We start from the raw sequence: 17,899 nt of genomic DNA, 5'->3' as shown, positions 1-17,899 counted from the left end.
ACCATGAACGCAAAAGCTTTAAGTAAATATTAATTACCTCAAGGTAATGAATAATAACTCCTGTTAGCTGATAACTACTTGTGCGAGTTATACCAGGTTAATATACCTCCAGAAAAGACGATCGCAGCTAATCCCAAAAAAACTACCTGTAATCCCAGAAAGGTTTCTGCGACACCAGCTAATGCTAAAGGTAAGGAGAGGGCAATATTAATTACATTGTTCTGCAAGCCAAAAACTTTACCACGCATTTCTGGAGGTGTTTCTGTTTGGATGGCAGTTTGCATGGGAATTCCCACTAGTGCCCCAAAGATACCTAAGAGCGCTACCAGTAACAAGACAAGCCACAGTTGAGTTGTAAATACTGACAGACCAATCAGGGATGCTGCCATACCCATACAACCACACAGACTTAGCTGAGTATAGGAGAAGCGTTGACCAAATTGACCGAGAATTGTTGCTCCTGCCGCGATCCCAACACCGCCAGCTGCTAGTAAAAAGCCAAACTGGGAAGCTTTCATGTTGGGAATGATTTCTGCCATCCGAACGGCTAGAACAGTTAATGCTGCAAAGACAGAAAACAAGATAATCAGTTGAAGCAAAGCATTGCGGACGCGATGATTTGCTTTGAGATAGGCAAAACCGTCCCGTAAGTCAGAGAATACGTGAGGAAATTCTGTATCGGGGTGGTGATGTTTTTCCTTAGTTGCCAGAAGAAACAAAATTAGTCCAGCGATCGCATAACTGCCACCTACTAAAAGTTCTTTGCCCAAACTACCACTACCACCAATTTGCAGCCAAAGTCCATCTGCGATCGCTAACAACGGTTCTCCAACGGCAAACCCAACAATCACCGATGCCATCATCGTTGTTGTGTAAAGCGAATTAGCCGAGAGTAAATGCTGTTCTTCTACGATTAAGGGAATTACCGCCTGTTCTGCCGGAGCAAAAAACTGCGTCAAAGTCGAAACTAAAAAAGTCACACCCAAGATAATTACAAAACCCACTGGCAGCACTCCTATGGGTTTCCAGTCATGAGTCAACCACACCAGGAAGGGAATTGACAAAACTAGGATGCCGCGCCAAATATTCGTTGCCACCAGCACAGCCTTTTTCGACCAGCGATCGACAAACACACCAGCAACCGAGCCAAACAATACGGCTGGAATAGTAAAAGCCATCATCAAGACTGATACCCAACCACTAATACTCTGATTGCTCCCTTGAAACTGAGTATTAATCAAGGCAATCATCAGTACCAAATAAACTTTATCTGCTAGTTGGGAGAAAACTTGACCGCCCCAAAGAGCCAAGAAATTAGGATTTTTCAATACAGGTAAAAATCCTAGCTGTTTTACATTTCCTGCAACAGCTTCCCCACCTGAACCAGATCCATCTAATTTCGGTAACTCTTTTTCTGGGATAGTGGCTACTGGCAAATTATGCCCATTGCCAACGCCATTGCTATCTACCTCGGCAGTGGTTAATTTGTCCTCTGATTGTGTTTCTGATTGGCTTGGAAGATCGGTTTTTGGGATCTCCCCTGTCCAACTTTGATCGTTTTGAGAAACATCTTTTGGGGACATTTCTTGGCCATTTATTTGACTAGGTTTACACTTGGGAACAGCACTCAAGTGATTCCTGACTGTAGGATCTGATACCCTATTCTGTTTTTTGGCGAGGCTTGGTGACAAAGGCAGGATTTTCTTATCCAAATCAGACGGTTGCATCATGGTTGGCAGCAAAATAAGAGTCGATCAAGGTAGCAGAGCGAATAGGGCGACCTAATTGATACTGAGCATACTGGCGCAAAATCTGTTCAACAGATAACCAGTCATGATCTCTAGCACCATCAATTTGCATTATCTCTGGTTGTGACAGATGTTGAAGCAAAGTCAGTTCCATAGCACTTAGACGGCAAGAAATCACAGGTATTTCTTGCCGATGCACAACAATTGTTTGGGCATTGGGGAGCCAGTGCGTTGCGGAGGGTCCCGACGCTCGAGTACTCGCTAACGCTGCGCTATCCGTTGAAGCAACTGGCGTCATTGTGGATGAGTCATTGGGCATAGGGTATTGGTTATTAATCTTCCCCCGCTCCTCTGCTCCTCTGCTCCTCTGCCCCTCTGCCCTCATCTCCCTCTCCTGTTTTCGTAAACGTTCTCTAGCTTCTAAGGAAACCGTTCCACCCGCAGGGATACTAAATCCTACCTGCCAGTTGGGGTCTGTGAAGTCTGGCTTAAGGGAACGTTGAGATAGACAACATATTTGCACTTGTGGCGTCAGCCCTGCTAAGGCTAAAAGGTGAAATACACCATGAGCCAGATGAGCCAAAACACCAGATAGATTTGCACTAGACACCGCCTCTAAGCGATGGAGGTGTTCATTGAACAAATCATAAAGTTCTTCTTGAGGTTGTTCGCTCAAAGCTTCACACAGAACTATTTCTGCTAAATATTGACTGGCAGCCAGTTTTCCCAAATCTTTAGCTAAACCAGGGTAAGTTTTTAACGTTTGTGCTTGAGTAATTTTATCAAGCGATCGCCCTTTGGCAATCAATAGTTCATTCACAACGAACATTCCACTCCTACCGCCCAGGCTGGAGTTGTGCTTACGTGCCCCTGGAGCCACGGCTCGAATCAAGCCGAATTCTCGTGTCAAAATCGTCACTATTTTATCCGATTCTCCTAGCGCCTGGGTTTTAAGATTAATACCAGTTGCTTTGTAGGTTCTACTCATTAGTCATTAGTAGTTATTAGCCATTAGTAATTAGTCATTGGTCATTAGCTTAGGACAAATGACAAAGGACAAATGACTATTCACCCTTTCCCAGGTTATCCCGCTGACGGATCAAATCCATACCGCGAGATGTGCCTAATCTAGTAGCACCCGCTACGATTAAGTCTAGAGCTTGATTGATAGTCTGGATACCACCTGAAGCCTTAATTCCTACCCTTTCTTTTGCCAATTCCTGCAAAAGTCGTACATCTGCCACTGTGGCACCACCATTCCAACCTGTACTAGTTTTTAAGAATGCTGCTCCCGCCTCCATAGCGATTTCAGCAGCTATTTTTTTCTCTGCATCTGTCAACAGGTTAGTTTCCAAAATCACCTTGACCGTTTGCCCAGTCTCTTCACAAATTTCGGCAATCTCCCGGTGGACTTCTTCAGTTTTGCCAGCTTTCAACCAGCCCAAGTTCATGACTACATCCAACTCAGTGGCCCCACTATCGGCCGCTTCTTGAGCTTCGTACAGTTTCACGGCTGAAGTCGTTGCACCAGAAGGAAAACCAATCACCGTACAGACTTTGGGGTTTTTACCGTGAAGGAGTTCTACTGCTTGCTTAACATTAGCGGGGAACAGACAAACCGCCGCAAAGTTGAATCTGTATGCTTCTTCACACCATTGCTCAACCTGCTCTGGAGTAGCTGTCGGTATTAACAGGGAGTGATCGATAAATGGCGCAATATCAATGTCTGGATAGTCTGCTGCCATCGTGTCTTCTGCCAGTGATTGATTATTAAACTTTATAAAAAATTAAAACATTTCTTATATATATATTAAACCACATTTATTACGAGTTTATCCTGAAAACAAGCTGCTGACTTGTCTGGAATATCAGCTTTACAGTTATCCCGTAATTACTGTAAGTATTTAAGTTGACATTAAGTGATAGTAAGGTTAGGAATATCAACAGTATTTTTTACACTAATTCCTAAGAAGTTAATAATAGTTTGAGCTAACGCCTTCGATGCCAAATATGGAAGGCCATTACCAATAGTTTTAAACATATTCGTCAGAGACATATTCTCTGGAAGTACAAAATTTACAGGCAAAGATTGGATAGCTAAAGCTTCTGCTACAGAAATCCGCCGGACTTTGTAAGGATGTAAATGTACTTCATTATTTCCATAGCAAGCTGTCGGAGAGTAACGCCATCTATGCAGACGCTTGAAAGACTTTTTAGAATCATCTCCTTCATCAATAGCAGCAAATTTTGTGATCCCTGCCCTTGGTTTAAAACAGTTTTCAGCATTGGGATGTTTCAGAACGTTATTTTTTCTAAACCAGTATTCAACTGTTAATTCTTCAGGTATGTCATCAGGACAAGGTATTAGAGAATTTTCTTTGAATGGTTCATACTTACGCCAAGGGTAAGCAAAAACTTTTTTGTGAGGATATAAAATATAATTATTCCAAGGAAAAAATCCCTCCGGTAGTAACTTTTCACTACCTATTTTTATTCCGATATCTTGAAGAAAATTATTTTTGAAACCAATTATAATAATTCTTTCTCTATCCTGAGGTACGCCATATTCAATAGCATTAATTAACCGCTCTGTTAATATATAACCTGCTTCTTGTAATTGTTGCTTGAGCGATTCAAAAAATAAACGGTGTTTTGCCGTTTTCCATAAACCCTTAACATTCTCAAATAAAAAGAAATCGGGAATGTTTCGGCAAATTAATTCAACGTAAGAAGCGGAAAGCTTGCCATTATCTCCTAAACATCCTCTATTTTTTCCACCAATAGAAAAATCAGGACAGGGAGGCCCGCCGATGAAACCAATTATATTATGAGATTTGCGGCAGTCTTGGACTAATTCTTGAAGGTATTGTGCTTCTTTTTCCACGATAAGATTTGTTACATCGGCGGCTTCACCGTGATGATATCCATATTCAGGCGATCGCATTTTTAGAACTTCCCGTGAATGGCGATAGGCGGCGAGAAATGGGGCGAAGATTTCATTGACATAAACAATATTAAAACCGCTGGTTTCAAAACCTAAATCGAGGAAACCTGAGCCAGCAAAAAAAGAGAAAATACAAGGGCGATCGCTCATTGAACTACTAGTACGATCAAAAAGTATTATTAATATTCAGATTCTAGGGAAATGGTTTATGTACGTAACTTATACTAACTATCCCAATTTTGATTTAAGGGTTGGCAAAAACTAATATACTTACGGTTTCTACGTAAGTACCAATCAAAAAATAACAATTGAAAAACTGTTTAAATAGTCAAAAAAATTTACAGTTTCCCTAAGTATTACATCTTAAAGTTTACTCAATCTTTAAGGAAAATACCTGACAGAAAAAGAGTCTGGAGTCACAATTAAATATAGGGGTTTCCAAGCCCAAATGATATTTCAGACAAATATTTGTCACTAAATAAAAAACCGGGGTACTTCGGACTAAATTTTTATGCGGATTTTAATTTACTCCTACAACTACTATCCAGAACCGATTGGTATTGCCCCACTAATGACTGAATTAGCAGAGGGACTAGTGAAACGTGGGCATGAAGTGCGTGTAGTCACCGCTATGCCCAATTACCCTGAGCGGCAAATTTACCAGGAATATCGGGGTAAATGGTATGTCAACGAATACAAAAATGGCGTTCAAATTCAACGCAGTTACGTTTGGATTCGTCCACAACCCAACCTATTAGATCGGGTGTTATTAGATGCTAGTTTTGTCGTCACTAGCTTTGTACCCGCCCTCATCGGTTGGCGCCCAGATGTGATTCTCTCAACATCGCCATCCTTGCCAAGCTGTGTACCAGTTGCTCTTTTAGGATGGTTACGTGCTTGTCCTGTGATTTTAAATCTACAAGATATATTACCAGAAGCAGCCGTCCATGTCGGTCTACTGAAAAATAAATTACTTATCCGGTTGTTTACATTATTGGAAAAATTTGCTTACCGCACTGCCAGTAAAATTAGCGTCATCGCCGATGGGTTTGTGGAGAATTTGCGATCAAAGGGCGTAGAAGCTGAGAAAATTGTGCAAATTCCCAACTGGGTTGATGTAAATTTTATCCGCCCTTTGCCTAAAGAAGATAACCCTTTCCGCGCAGCACATAATCTAAACGGCAAATTTGTAGTACTGTATTCTGGTAACATTGCCCTAACCCAAGGCTTAGAAAGCGTCGTCAAAGCTGCTTCTGTCTTGCGCCATATCCCAGATATTGTCTTTGTCATCGTTGGAGAGGCAAAAGGTTTACAGCGATTGCAACAGGAATGTCTAGACTGCGGCGCAGATAATGTGATGTTACTGCCATTTCAACCCCGCAAAGATTTACCACAGATGTTAGCAGCTGCGGATATTGGTTTAGTGGTGCAAAAGAAAAATGTTGTATCCTTCAATATGCCGTCAAAAATTCAAGTGTTACTTGCTAGTGGAGGGGCCTTAGTTGCCTCTGTCCCCGACAATGGTACGGCAGCAAGAGCCATTAGGCAAAGTGGCGGTGGAGTAATCGTTCCTCCAGAAGATCCCCAAGCTTTAGCGATGGCAATTTTAGATTTGTACCAAAACCCCGAAAAAGTCAAAACTCTGGGTTACAAAAGTCGCCAATATGCCGTTGAGCAATATGCTTTTGAGCAAGCTTTAAATCAGTATGAGTCCTTATGTTACTCATTGACAGCAGAACGTAGAGCAATTCAGTCTAGAGGCATAGTTACGAAACAAGAAGTTTAATCTTTACTGCAAAGTTATGTTACATCTGTAGAAATTACAATTATGCCCTCATCTCTAAGTATTGTGAGATACTGAGGGTAGCTAATTTTACTGTAAAAATATAGCGATAGACAAGCAGGTTGTCAGGTGGATTGTTGAAATAAAAATCTCACGGCTTCACTTCATTTCATCCGTGGGTTATTACTGGTAAAATCTGTATAAATAGTGACTTTTTTGCGTATATAATAAAGCGCACTTTTGCTAGACCAGTCATTAGTATGCTGTGTTGGATCATAATTTTTGTTAGACAGTATAAAGCGTAAATGTATAGTTACCTGAAAAATCCTAGCTTTACATTACATATTATGCTGTTTGATGAATCTGCAATTCTTTTCGCTGTCAATTCCTGCTGGAAAGCTATTGGTTGATTGATCGCTGCACAGTAACCATCAGCAATCAGCTGTTGCGGATATCGAAATCTAAATAGCCAATTATCAAACTAATCCCATAGACACCTGTTTTTTTGTTAGTATTCAAAAAAACCTATTGACACATTTGTCAGATCAATTGTTCGTTGTTTGTAAGTAAATGTCAACAATTGTTTCAAAAGGAAGAAAGCACCTGAGGTTTAATGACTGATTATTTCCAAGGAAATTTCCCATTGCAATCTGTCCCACTGATGAAGAATGCGGTAATAAGCCACGGCCAAACCGAAGAGGCGAGCGAAAAATTAGCTGCAACGATCGCTGTTGCGGCATCAGACCGCAAAGCAGGTGAGATTATATTGCTAAAAGTAGCAGAGGTATCTTACCTAGCGGATTACTTTGTGATGATGACTGGCTATTCTAGGGTACAGGTCAGGGCGATCGCTCAAGCAATTGAAGGAAAAGTCGAAACTGAGTTGCAACGCCGTCCTTTAAGGACAGAAGGAAAAGTCGAGGGGAGTTGGGTACTACAAGACTACGGTGATGTGATCGTTCATATCATGATGCCCAAGGAACGGGAGTTTTATAATTTAGAAGCGTTCTGGATTCATGCAGAACGTATTTCCCTTCCAGAATCTGATGAAGGTGAGGGTAAGCCAACATGATTAGGTCTTCGGTTTCTAATTGCCCAGTTCCTACAGACCAACAACCGCTCAATGAATACGAAGAGTTAAAAACTTCCTGGCTGTTTCGTGATACCACTTTAAATTGGCGCGAGTATATCACGAAACTTGTTTGGATTTGGGGTTTATCTTGGCTTTTTGCAGGACCAATAGCTGCGGCAAGTTTTCCCCCTCACAAGTATATTGCACATTTTATTCTCTGTGGTGCCGCCGGAGCCAGTGTCGGGTTAGTACTAATACTGGTGAGGTTGTACTTAGGTTGGTTCTACGTGTGCGATCGCCTTTGTAGTCCCACAGTATTTTATGAAGAGTCCGGCTGGTATGACGGTCAAACTTGGACTAAACCAGAGGAAGTTCTCAACCGCGATCGCTTAATTGTTGCATACGAAATTAAACCCATTCTGCGGCGGTTACAATTTACCTTTGCTGGCTTGGCGGGAATGTACGTTACTGGTACTATAGTTTGGCATTTGTTTTAAAAAGTTATTGGTCATTAGTCATTAGTCATTAGCTAAGGACTAATGACCAATGACTAATGACTAATTTAATTAAAAAAGGTGATAAATATAAACCCATGACAATGGGAAAACGAACTCAAGCCGCAGCACTGGAAGTCCGGTTGCTGCGGGAAGGTATTATTGAATCCAGGCATATAGTTCAAGCTGTTGTCTGCGACGAACGAGGACGGGTTCTAACCGTTGCCGGAAATTCTGAAACTGCTGCATTTATCCGTTCAGCCCTCAAACCATTTCAGGCACTTGCTGTCACAACCACAGGTACACTGGAACGCTATCAACTCAGCGATCGCGACTTAGCAATTATCACAAGTTCCCATAAAGGAAGAATAGATCAAGTCCGACAGGTATTTAACATCCTTTGGCGGGCGGATCTCGACCCGACTATACTCCAGTGTCCAATTCCTGAAGGCAAACGGAGTCCTCTGGAATACAATTGCTCTGGAAAACATGCGGGAATGTTAGCTGTTTGTCAGCAACGCCATTGGCCCTTGAATAACTACTTGGATCGCAAGCATCCAATACAGCAGTTAATTTTGGGCAAAGTCGCAGAGTTGCTGCGAATGCCAGCAGCAGAATTTATCAGCGCTCATGATGACTGTGGCGCACCAACTTATCTGATGCAACTCGGTCACATGGCATCTTTATATGCACTGTTAGCCTCTAGTACCAACTTGGATATGGAGCGGATTGTCCGTGCTATGACTCATCACCCCGCAATGGTCGCAGGAGATGGAGAATTTGATACGGAACTAATGCGCTTAACTCCAGGAGAACTAGTCAGCAAAACTGGTGCCGAAGGAGTGCAGTGCATTGGTAGACTCGGTGAAGGCTTGGGATTGGCAATCAAAGTCATGGATGGGGCAAAACGAGCAAAATACGCCGTGGCTATTCACTTACTCCAGCAAATGGGTTGGATTAGTCCCAGCGCCGCCGAAAGCCTCTCAGAAAAGTTTGTCACCTTGGGAAAATACAAGCGTTTAGAAGTAATTGGAGAATTATCGTTTTTGTAGTTGCCAAACTCTTGACTATAGGTTATTATAAATAAGTCGAGAGCAACGCGGGATAGAGCAGCCTGGTAGCTCGTCGGGCTCATAACCCGAAGGTCAGTGGTTCAAATCCACTTCCCGCCACCACATAGAATATAAAACAAAACCCTACAATCAGTAAAGATTGCAGGGTTTTGTTTTATTTTGATCTATTCTGGAAGAAATAGCCATCCAAAAAGCGCGGAGAATCATGGTTGTGAAGTTGCAGCGACCAATTTTAGTGGGAGGATTGGGACTTTCCTTTTCCCTGTGGATGTTGGACAGTTGGCACGATTCTATAGTGCAGGTGGGTGAGTTCGGTTTGTTGAGTGCCTTAGCTGTAGGTGGTGGTTTGTGGTTATTCCAGCAAAAGCGCCCCAAAAACAGTTTAGAGCAGCTAGATGGTATGGTGGTGGATCGAGCGACTGTGGAAAGTGCGATCGCTAAAACTGAAACTGTAATTAACCAGCTGGCACAAGAAGCAGAAAACCACACAGCATTAGAGACACTCAGAGAACAAGTTGCCCAATTGTTGTTGGAGTTAGACAGGCAAGAAATTAAAGTTGCTGTGACTGGCGGTAAATCCGTGGGTAAAAGCACTTTAATTCAAGTGCTACAAAATCTAGAGACACAAAATTTCGTATCTCTACAAGAGACACCACCTTTATTTAGAGAAGTGGGTGAAAACTCAGATGCGGCTATTTTGGCAGAAGTAGCAAAATCTGATTTCGTTCTATTTCTGACAAATGGTGATTTGACAGACTCAGAATTTCAAACCTTACAGCAGCTAAAGGCAGCAAATCAGCCTAATATGCTGGTTTTTAACAAACAAGATCGGTATTTAGCCGATGAAAGCGCCAGCATCTTGCTGTCATTAAAACAGCGGATGCAGGGAAATGTAGTTGCAACTGCGGCCTCTCCAATTCCCATCAAAGTCCGAAAGCATGAGGCTGATGGTGCTGTGCAAGAGTGGATGGAACAACCAGCAGCAGATATCCAGCAGTTGACGCAACAGTTGGGTGAATTGGTACAACCGGGACAACGGCTAGTTTGGCTAACTACCATGAGAAAAGCCGGATTGTTGAAAGCTGAGGCGAAAAACTGGCTGAATGAAACCAGACGCGATCGCGCCACTCCAATTATTGAACAATATCAGTGGATAGCTGCTGCCGCTGCCTTTGCTAACCCAGTACCAGCCTTTGATATTCTGGCAACTGCGGCAATTAATGCTCAAATGGTAATGGATTTGGGTAATATCTATCAGCAAAAATTTTCCCTAGAACAGGCACAAACCGTAGCTGGAACAATGGGAAGTTTAATGCTGAAATTGGGTTTAGTTGAACTTTCTACAAAGGCTATTAGTACTGTTCTGAAAAGTAATGCCGTTACCTTTGTTGCTGGTGGCGTAGTGCAGGGAGTAAGCGCAGCTTATCTGACTAGAGTCGCAGGGTTAAGTCTAGTTGAATATTTCCAACAGCAGGAAATAGCCATAGATTCTGGAACTGGTTTAAATTTGGAGAATTTGCGGCAAACATTGCAAAAGGTATTTCAGCAAAATCAGCAGATTGGTTTTTTGCAAGGGTTTGTTAAGCAAGGTGTGAAGCGTTTGTTGCCAGAAGTGCAGCAGATTGAAGTAGTTGGTGTTCAGAAGCTTATGAGTTAAGTTAATGCAAAGGCGTAGAGGCTCAAATATTGCACTACGCACCTTACACCTGCAATTTAAATCGTAGGCTAATAGCTTAATTTCGCTAAAGTGGACTAAAAAGCAATATTTAGTCCACTTGAGTGGATTTTAGATATAAAGCAGGAAATTAATTTATTCCTTGGCAATATACGAGACTACAAGATAGAGTAATGCCCACACTTGATTATTGAAAATTTTAAGAAATACAATTCGCGTTCAATCTGCGGTAATTACGTAAATTTTTTTAGTATTTATAACAATTAATTTACTATATTATTTTATTTACAGCTAATATACCTTGTATACTCAATTACTGCGCTAGAATTTACCGAAGACAATATACATTGTATTGGTACATTAAGAATTCTTATATGACAGCTCAAGTAATATCATCTATAAACATGAAAGGCGGCATAGGTAAAACTACATTAACTGTTAATCTTGCAGCTTCCCTAGCTCGATTTCATGGCAAGCGTGTTCTTGTAATTGACCTAGATCCTCAAACTAACGCTACATTTTGTTTAATTAGCCGAAATACTTGGGATGAATGGACAGGTTCTAAACTAACATTAGCGGATTTGATGAATCAGACAGATCATTTCAATATTTCTAAAATAGAACCAAAAATTCAGGATGCAATTATTAAAAATGTAGGAGGAATCAACAGACTGGATCTTATACCATCTCATTTAAAGCTAACTTTTATTGATATTAGTCTAGCTTCAGTGATATCCAGAGAAACAATACTCAAAAGGAAATTGTCTAACATTTTAACTGAATATGACTTTGTATTTTGTGATTGTCCTCCTAACCTTTCATTATCTACTCAAAATGGATTGGCAGCTAGTGATTACTACATGATACCTGTTTTTCCTGAACCACTAGCTGCTTTAGGATTAGGACTTATTAGCAATAGAATCAAGCAGTTAAACGAGTCACTGGGAAAAGAATTGTTATCTCTGGGAATTCTCTTTACTAAATATGATAGAAGAATTCTAGAAACTGAAGTAACAGCATCAGAAATTATTGATGCCAATCCACATGAATACATTTTTAAGACAAAAATCCCTGAAAATACAAAGATAAAAAGTGCTGTGAGAAGCTCAAAACCCATTATTATTACTAATCCTAAAAGTAGTGGAGCGCAAGCTTACAAAGAATTAGCTAAAGAATTTTTGGAGAGAATAGAGAAAATGAATGCATTCAAAAGCGAGTGATTTATATGAATGATCATGATAAAGAAAATGCAAAAAAAAAATTTGAGCAGTTGCAAACTTTAGGACAAATTCTTAGTCTTATACAAACTCTGAATATAGATGAAATTGAAGCTATTACAACTGGTAGTCATTTGGGCGAAGCAGTAAAACTACTGAAAAATCTAAAAAATCACTTAAATTTAGCTATATATGAACTAGAGAAAGAAGAGAATACAACAAGTAAAGTTATACATAAACTAGAGAAAGAAGAGAATACAAAAAGTTATCAGTCAGCTGATTCTGAAATATCAACACAGCCATCCCAGCAGAAAATAAACAAAGATGAAAATACTAAAAAAATTTTAGTAGATTACCTTACGAACGTTGTTTTTGCAGATACGGAATCATTTCCTGATCGGAAGAGTATTTCTGATTTTTTTAAAGAGTATTTTGCTATTGATTATAATCTTAAGAAAGAATCTAGAAAAGAGCTAGTTAATAGACTGTGTAAATTACTTTTGGAAAGAAATATAACAAGAGATGCAATAGGGGATGCTTTATTAAAAATAACTAATTCTAAACATGGCTCTTTACTAAAGGAAAAAGAAACTGGATTCCTTAAAAGTTGGTATGAAGCAATAGAGAAGATGTAAGTTATTTATGGAAATATCACGGGAATTAAATTTAGAATCTAAAAAATATTACACTCAGTTTTTGGGAGAAATTTTACCTGCTGTTAACGAAGCATTGAATGCTACTCTAAATGATTCAAGAGCAAACTCGATAGAAGAATGCTATTTTAAAGCTACATCATTCTCATCTTGGCGCCAAATACTTTTGATTGATACTGGAGATTCTTGTAAAGAAATATACAATGAATTGCAATCCGATTTAGCTGCATCAATTTCATCAGCTATGACTGGTAATTACAGGTTAGCATTCATGTCTATTAGAAGTTTTATAGAATTATCCTCTTTACTAGCCTACTATTATTATCATCCAGTAGAATATAGTTGGTGGCTAAATGATAACCATCTAATTAAATTTTCTGAATTAAATCAAAATTACTTCAAATATTATAAGCAATTAGTCACTAATACTATTAATACGAATATATATTCAGAATGGAAAAAAGTATCTAAGTACGTACATGCTGAAGTTAAAAGCTATATGCAATCTTCTGATAATCTTGCTTTTCTACCTGTTTATCAAAAAGATAAATTAGGACAATGGATATTTCATTTTTCTCAATCTACTATGTATATTAACCAACTTTTCTATATTGTATTTCAAGATGCTTATTATAAAGCTTTTAGTAAAATAGAATTTGATAGTTCATGCCAAATTATTAAAAATAATTTAAATGACGAAACTTTTTTCTTAAACATTAAAGAAGCTCGTTGTAAATAAATGGCTACAAAACCCCTCTCTATTTTCTCCTTTTCACTAGCTCAGTTTTCATAGATTTAGATTTTAAAACCAGCGTTTTTAAGATTATTTATGTCAACGAAATAGTTTCGCTATTTATGGTACATATTACCATGTCGCGAAAATTAGCTTTTTATACCTGTTAAGCAGAGAATGACACTTGCGTGATGTTATAGCAACCGCCAAGATGGTTAGGACAAACAGTATCATCTATGATGAAAGTAAGATTGGATACTGATTAGATATTCAGTACAAGAACAGATCATGCCAAGGCTGTCAATTAAAATATTTGCCATCCTATTCACCCGACCTTAACAAAATTGAGCGGTGCTGGTCATGGTTGAAAAGTCGAATTCGTAAACAGCTAATTCAATTTGACTGCCTTCGGAATGCTATGGAAAATGTTCTTCGTACAGCGTCCTAACCGTATTGGCGGCTGCTATAACTAAACCTAAAATTTACCCAAGCCTAAAATAGGCTTGGGTGTATCTAACAATTATTGTGATTGGGAGTTAGCAAAAAATTGTGAATAAGGGTAATTAGCTAAACAGCACCACTGTTTCTATTAAACAGAATCGCTATAGTTTTGAAAATTAGCTTTAAATCGTACACTAAACTCCAATTTTTTTGATACTGCAAATCCAGACGAATTACATCTTCAAAACTACGGACTGTAGAACGTCCATTTACTTGCCATTCGCCAGTCATACCGGGTTTTACATCTAAACGTTGCCACTCTGGTACTTCATAGCGTTCGACTTCATCGGGTGTAGGTGGTCGAGTTCCTACTAAACTCATCTCTCCTTTGAGGACGTTCCAAAATTGGGGTAATTCATCAAGACTAGTTCGCCGTAAAAAGCGCCCTACCTTAGTAATTCTGGGGTCATTCTCATTTTTGAAAAAAGCACCTTGTACTTGGTTTTTGACTTGGGATTTCTTCGCTTCCGCATCCACACACATAGAGCGAAATTTCCAAATCTTAAACCGCTTACCCATCCAACCACAACGAATTTGACTAAAGAAAATGGGCCCGGGATCGTTAATTTGAATAGCGATCGCAATTGGAATAAATAAAATTCCTGTAATTAATAAACCGATCGCTGACCCGACAATATCTAAGAACCGTTTCATCCAAGATGCCATAGAAGGGTGAGTAGTGGGTAACTGCTCTACTTTACGGGAAGTTGTCTTCCGATTATCTACTACGTCATCTTGTTCTATTAACGACCCATCCTCCACAAGTTCTAGAGGAAAAACCTGATCCAACCCTGTGAGTTTTAGAACTGCCATGACTTGAGGTGTTACATTCCGCAGTGTTAATGTAATATCCTTAGCCTGAGCATATTTAAAATTACTTACCAGGGCACCTAAACCACTACTATCGATAAAAGTAGTTTGGTGAAAATCAATGATGATTTGCTTGGGATGTGAATTGGGCCCAATTAAGCCTTGGCAGGTTTGCTTAAAGCCTAAAGCCTCCAGCACGCTCAACCGCGTCGGCACCTGCACTATAGCAATGTCGTTTAGGGAATTAACTGGAAAATCGACCTCTGTCGGTTGGCTAGTCATGAAGCTCTGCACTTTCGTTGCCATGTATAATGTAATATGCCAAACATTAGTTTGTCCTACAAAATTACTTAACCTAATATCGGAATTGGTGGTAATCAGGACTAACTGCTATTTACCGAGGCTGAGATTGGAGATCGCTAGCGACGATTCACAATAGAACAAGAAGCCAAAAAACATCCTTGCTGTTGTGCCGACGCAGCGCGATCGCGTTGCTCTCATCAAATGATTTCTAAAAATACGGTTACACCTACCGCACGCCTGATTGAGGTCTTTTCTGCCATTCAAGGGGAAGGACTGAATGTAGGGACACGTCAGATATTTATTCGTTTTGCTTTGTGTGATTTGCGCTGTCACTTTTGTGATAGTGCCCACACTTGGAGTGCACCTACAACTTGTCGGATAGAGCGATCGCCTGGATTGCGCGACTTTGAAATTCACTCTAACCCTGTTCCATTACCCATATTAATCGAATGGGTGGAACAACAAAATCTACCTTGTCTACACGATAGCATTAGCTTAACTGGTGGCGAACCACTTCTTCATGCCTCATTTTTAACGCAGTTTCTACCCCAAGTGCGAACCATAACTGGTCTCCCTATATACTTAGAAACCGGCGGACATCGCCCAGAACAACTAGCAATGATTATCCCATACTTAGACTCTGTAGGTATGGATTTAAAATTGCCCAGTGTTAGCGGCGAAAGTCATTGGCAAGAACATAGTAAATTTCTCCAGTTATGTTATGACTCATATTTAAATGTTTTTGTCAAGATAATTGTGTCTCAAAACACAGATCCCGCCGAGTTGGAACGTTCAGCTTCGTTGGTGGCAGAGGTTAGTCCAGATATCCCAGTATTTTTACAACCTGTTACGCCTTTGGCTGTATCAGAACAATTTTCTCCAGTACCTGTACTTGCACCTTCCAGCGATCGAGTTTTGATGTGGCAAGCTTTGATGAAGGGCTTTGTCAAGCACGTGCGCGTGATCCCCCAGACGCATAAAATGCTGAACCAGTTGTAAAATTTTAGTTTGATAAAGATGTAGTCAAGAAAAAAGTAAGATTTTATGAAATGGTAATTGGGCTGTTGCTGCTAATTAGGGAGGCAGGAGCCTCCTCAATAGAAAGTCTAATTAGCTAAATCAAAAGACCACTAAGAGGTTTTATTACGTAAAACCTTCACTTTCCAACTTAGAGATAAACTAAAATTAAAGTTCAAGACAGGAAGAAGTTGGTCAAACCCACCTTGATTTAGGTGTTTCGGGGGGTGGGAAATGCCCACCCAACCTAATTTCTAGTTTCTATAATGCGCCCTCATCTGGAGTTTTGGATTTAGCTTTTGCCTTATTGGCACTGCGTTTGAGGGCAGAGAGTCTTGCTTCATATCTCGATCGTTGGCGCTTACTAGGAGTATTATCAATCAGGGTTTTCAAAGCGCTACCAAGACTCTTATAGGCATTGGGGAGGCTATAACCAAAACGAGTTGCTAAAGCGATCGCTTTCTCATCAGCATTGAGCAATTCTCTTAGTTGCTTTTCCCCATTATTCTTTTGGTACAGTCGCCAGCCTGACACGCCACAAAGCGACAAAGCTAACACCAGCAGCAATCCATCTTGTACCCACAATTCCCCTACAGCACCACCTAAACCGATGGCTAGTGCTGCCATTTCCCAACCATCTTTAGGAATTGTGTCATTTTGAACGCGAGCAACCTCATGCCAGAACAGCAGATTACGCTGATCCATTGCGAGGGCATCCCATTTCACCAAATCAATTTGAATTTCTACTTGGTCTTTACCAATTTCTTCGCAGCGAACCAGGGGTGGATTGACCTCAGTTGTGCCTTCAACCGTGACCCAGCTTTGCAGTTCTGGCGGTAGTAAGGCTTTCAACCGCCGGAGTTCGCTCATTTCCGCTTTGGCAGAGGAGGTTGCATAGGATGTCATAATATCCAGCCCCAGAAAATTTCAGTATATAGTGAGGGTATCACTTTGGAGTATAGCTATTTAAGTGATGATCCGTCTCACTCACTAGGAAAACTTCCTCGCTTTTTTCGCGCTTCCATTGCTTTTTCCAGTAAATCTAACAATCCTGGAGCTTCTTCTTGGATACTGAGTAATAGTCTTTCCCCAAGTTCTATATTCCCCGGATCGAGACCTGTTGCCATCACTTCTGTCAAGCGAGGTATTGCTATGCCATCCACAATCTGAATTAATCCACTCAGACAACGGTGAAATTGTTTTTCTGTGAGAATCGAGTCTTCTAAAGGAAACTCAATAATGGCACGAATTTCACCATCGGATGGGTCATACTCCCATTGCAACATTTTGGTTTCCCAGGAAATGGCAAGCATTGTCTGGAGGATAGCTGCCTTGTGAGGATGGTCTTGGATTCCTCCCAGAACTTGAGGGGCAAATACCCGAAAAAATTTTCCTTCTTCATCCAGTTGGACAACTATTAGGAAATCTTCTAGATTATCAGCCTCCACACCTGTTATTATTCGGTCTTCTTCATCATCAAAACGGTAGTCCCAACCAAGGTTGTCTAAATAGTTGGCAATCTGTTTGAGGTTAGCTCCCATAAAAGCCTCATAAGGAACGTGGAGCAGTTGTTACCAGACCTAGTTTAACCTGGTAGGGGTAGTTGTTTGGGTTGGTGTGGATACTTCCGATCGCATAGAAGTATGCAATTAGGGTATTGGGCATGAGTTATGGGGCATAGGGCATTGAAGATAAGAAAAATAGACGATCGTTCGGTGCTATGAATGATACTTTCTGAATCACTATTGCTCATTATTAAAGAAGCAATAATTACTATTTTTCAAATCTTAGCCAGTGAAATATATACTACTAACTCGCTTGAATTTTAATATTCTTTTATAGTTTGAATGAATTTCTTGATAGAACAAGTATGATG

The 17,899-nt window shown here is 40.2% G+C and carries 16 protein-coding genes, 1 tRNA gene and 1 pseudogene; 11 read left to right on the top strand and 7 right to left on the bottom strand.

Going from position 1 to position 17,899, the window contains the following annotated elements; genetic code table 11:
- Positions 1–74: 74 nt before the first annotated feature.
- The 4 genes from V7K84_RS01040 to V7K84_RS01025 all read right to left on the bottom strand — a co-directional run bounded on the left by V7K84_RS01040 (position 75) and on the right by V7K84_RS01025 (position 4,842).
- Positions 75–1,727 carry an MFS transporter gene (locus tag V7K84_RS01040; RefSeq protein ID WP_334835960.1) on the bottom strand — a complete coding sequence of 551 codons (1,653 nt, stop codon included), beginning with the start codon at positions 1,725–1,727 and terminating at the stop codon, positions 75–77.
- Positions 1,714–2,736, bottom strand: a complete 1,023-nt coding sequence (gene recO, locus V7K84_RS01035) for a DNA repair protein RecO (RefSeq protein ID WP_334835560.1) — start codon at positions 2,734–2,736, stop codon at positions 1,714–1,716. The genes V7K84_RS01040 and recO overlap by 14 nt, the downstream gene beginning before the upstream one ends.
- Positions 2,737–2,812: 76 nt before the next feature.
- Positions 2,813–3,493, bottom strand: coding sequence for a deoxyribose-phosphate aldolase (gene deoC, locus V7K84_RS01030; protein WP_094349124.1), 681 nt, complete (start codon positions 3,491–3,493; stop codon positions 2,813–2,815).
- Between the two features lie 170 nt (positions 3,494–3,663).
- Positions 3,664–4,842, bottom strand: a complete 1,179-nt coding sequence (locus V7K84_RS01025; protein WP_334835556.1) for a DNA cytosine methyltransferase — start codon at positions 4,840–4,842, stop codon at positions 3,664–3,666.
- A 361-nt stretch (positions 4,843–5,203) separates the two neighbouring features.
- Between V7K84_RS01025 and V7K84_RS01020 the strand changes: the two genes are divergently transcribed.
- The 10 genes and pseudogenes from V7K84_RS01020 to V7K84_RS00975 form a co-directional block, all read left to right on the top strand.
- A complete protein-coding gene (locus tag V7K84_RS01020; RefSeq protein WP_334835554.1) occupies positions 5,204–6,478 on the top strand; it encodes a WcaI family glycosyltransferase in 1,275 nt (424 codons plus the stop codon).
- Positions 6,479–7,088: 610 nt separating this feature from the next.
- Positions 7,089–7,547: a ribosome silencing factor gene (gene rsfS, locus V7K84_RS01015; protein ID WP_334835552.1), complete on the top strand. Its 459-nt coding sequence runs from the start codon at positions 7,089–7,091 to the stop codon at positions 7,545–7,547.
- On the top strand, positions 7,544–8,044 hold the full coding sequence (locus tag V7K84_RS01010; RefSeq protein ID WP_334835549.1) for a CGLD27 family protein: 501 nt from the start codon (positions 7,544–7,546) through the stop codon (positions 8,042–8,044). Before rsfS ends, V7K84_RS01010 begins: the two co-directional genes overlap by 4 nt.
- A gap of 95 nt (positions 8,045–8,139) precedes the next feature.
- Positions 8,140–9,093 (top strand): asparaginase, encoded by a 954-nt coding sequence (locus V7K84_RS01005; protein WP_292729647.1) that lies wholly within the window; start codon positions 8,140–8,142, stop codon positions 9,091–9,093.
- Positions 9,094–9,139: 46 nt separating this feature from the next.
- Positions 9,140–9,216: transfer RNA gene (locus tag V7K84_RS01000), tRNA-Met, on the top strand.
- 103 nt (positions 9,217–9,319) lie between these two features.
- On the top strand, positions 9,320–10,771 hold the full coding sequence (locus V7K84_RS00995; protein ID WP_334835547.1) for a YcjF family protein: 1,452 nt from the start codon (positions 9,320–9,322) through the stop codon (positions 10,769–10,771).
- A gap of 392 nt (positions 10,772–11,163) precedes the next feature.
- The gene (locus tag V7K84_RS00990) at positions 11,164–12,009 is read left to right on the top strand and encodes a ParA family protein (RefSeq protein WP_334835545.1); all 846 of its coding nucleotides are present in this window, start codon (positions 11,164–11,166) and stop codon (positions 12,007–12,009) included.
- Between the two features lie 5 nt (positions 12,010–12,014).
- The gene (locus V7K84_RS00985; protein WP_334835543.1) at positions 12,015–12,641 is read left to right on the top strand and encodes a hypothetical protein; all 627 of its coding nucleotides are present in this window, start codon (positions 12,015–12,017) and stop codon (positions 12,639–12,641) included.
- A 7-nt stretch (positions 12,642–12,648) separates the two neighbouring features.
- Positions 12,649–13,398, top strand: a complete 750-nt coding sequence (locus V7K84_RS00980) for a hypothetical protein (RefSeq protein WP_334835541.1) — start codon at positions 12,649–12,651, stop codon at positions 13,396–13,398.
- Positions 13,399–13,687: 289 nt separating this feature from the next.
- Positions 13,688–13,840 (top strand): annotated as a pseudogene (locus V7K84_RS00975) (transposase); the annotation flags it as partial.
- A gap of 119 nt (positions 13,841–13,959) precedes the next feature.
- Here the strand turns inward: V7K84_RS00975 and V7K84_RS00970 are convergent.
- Positions 13,960–15,009 (bottom strand): sugar transferase, encoded by a 1,050-nt coding sequence (locus V7K84_RS00970; RefSeq protein ID WP_334835538.1) that lies wholly within the window; start codon positions 15,007–15,009, stop codon positions 13,960–13,962.
- Between the two features lie 198 nt (positions 15,010–15,207).
- Between V7K84_RS00970 and V7K84_RS00965 the strand changes: the two genes are divergently transcribed.
- A complete protein-coding gene (locus V7K84_RS00965) occupies positions 15,208–16,005 on the top strand; it encodes a 7-carboxy-7-deazaguanine synthase QueE (RefSeq protein ID WP_334835536.1) in 798 nt (265 codons plus the stop codon).
- 279 nt (positions 16,006–16,284) lie between these two features.
- On the opposite strand, the gene V7K84_RS00960 is transcribed toward V7K84_RS00965, so the two are convergent.
- Both V7K84_RS00960 and V7K84_RS00955 read right to left on the bottom strand, forming a co-directional pair.
- Positions 16,285–16,929 carry a DUF3318 domain-containing protein gene (locus V7K84_RS00960; protein WP_292749575.1) on the bottom strand — a complete coding sequence of 215 codons (645 nt, stop codon included), beginning with the start codon at positions 16,927–16,929 and terminating at the stop codon, positions 16,285–16,287.
- Between the two features lie 77 nt (positions 16,930–17,006).
- Positions 17,007–17,564: a hypothetical protein gene (locus V7K84_RS00955; protein ID WP_292774879.1), complete on the bottom strand. Its 558-nt coding sequence runs from the start codon at positions 17,562–17,564 to the stop codon at positions 17,007–17,009.
- Positions 17,565–17,899 lie beyond the last annotated feature (335 nt).

It is taken from the genome of Nostoc sp. (assembly GCF_036917315.1).
GTDB lineage: Bacteria > Cyanobacteriota > Cyanobacteriia > Cyanobacteriales > Nostocaceae > Nostoc.
The sequence above is the reverse complement of the archived record's forward strand: the minus strand, read 5'-3'. Positions and strand labels throughout refer to the sequence as shown.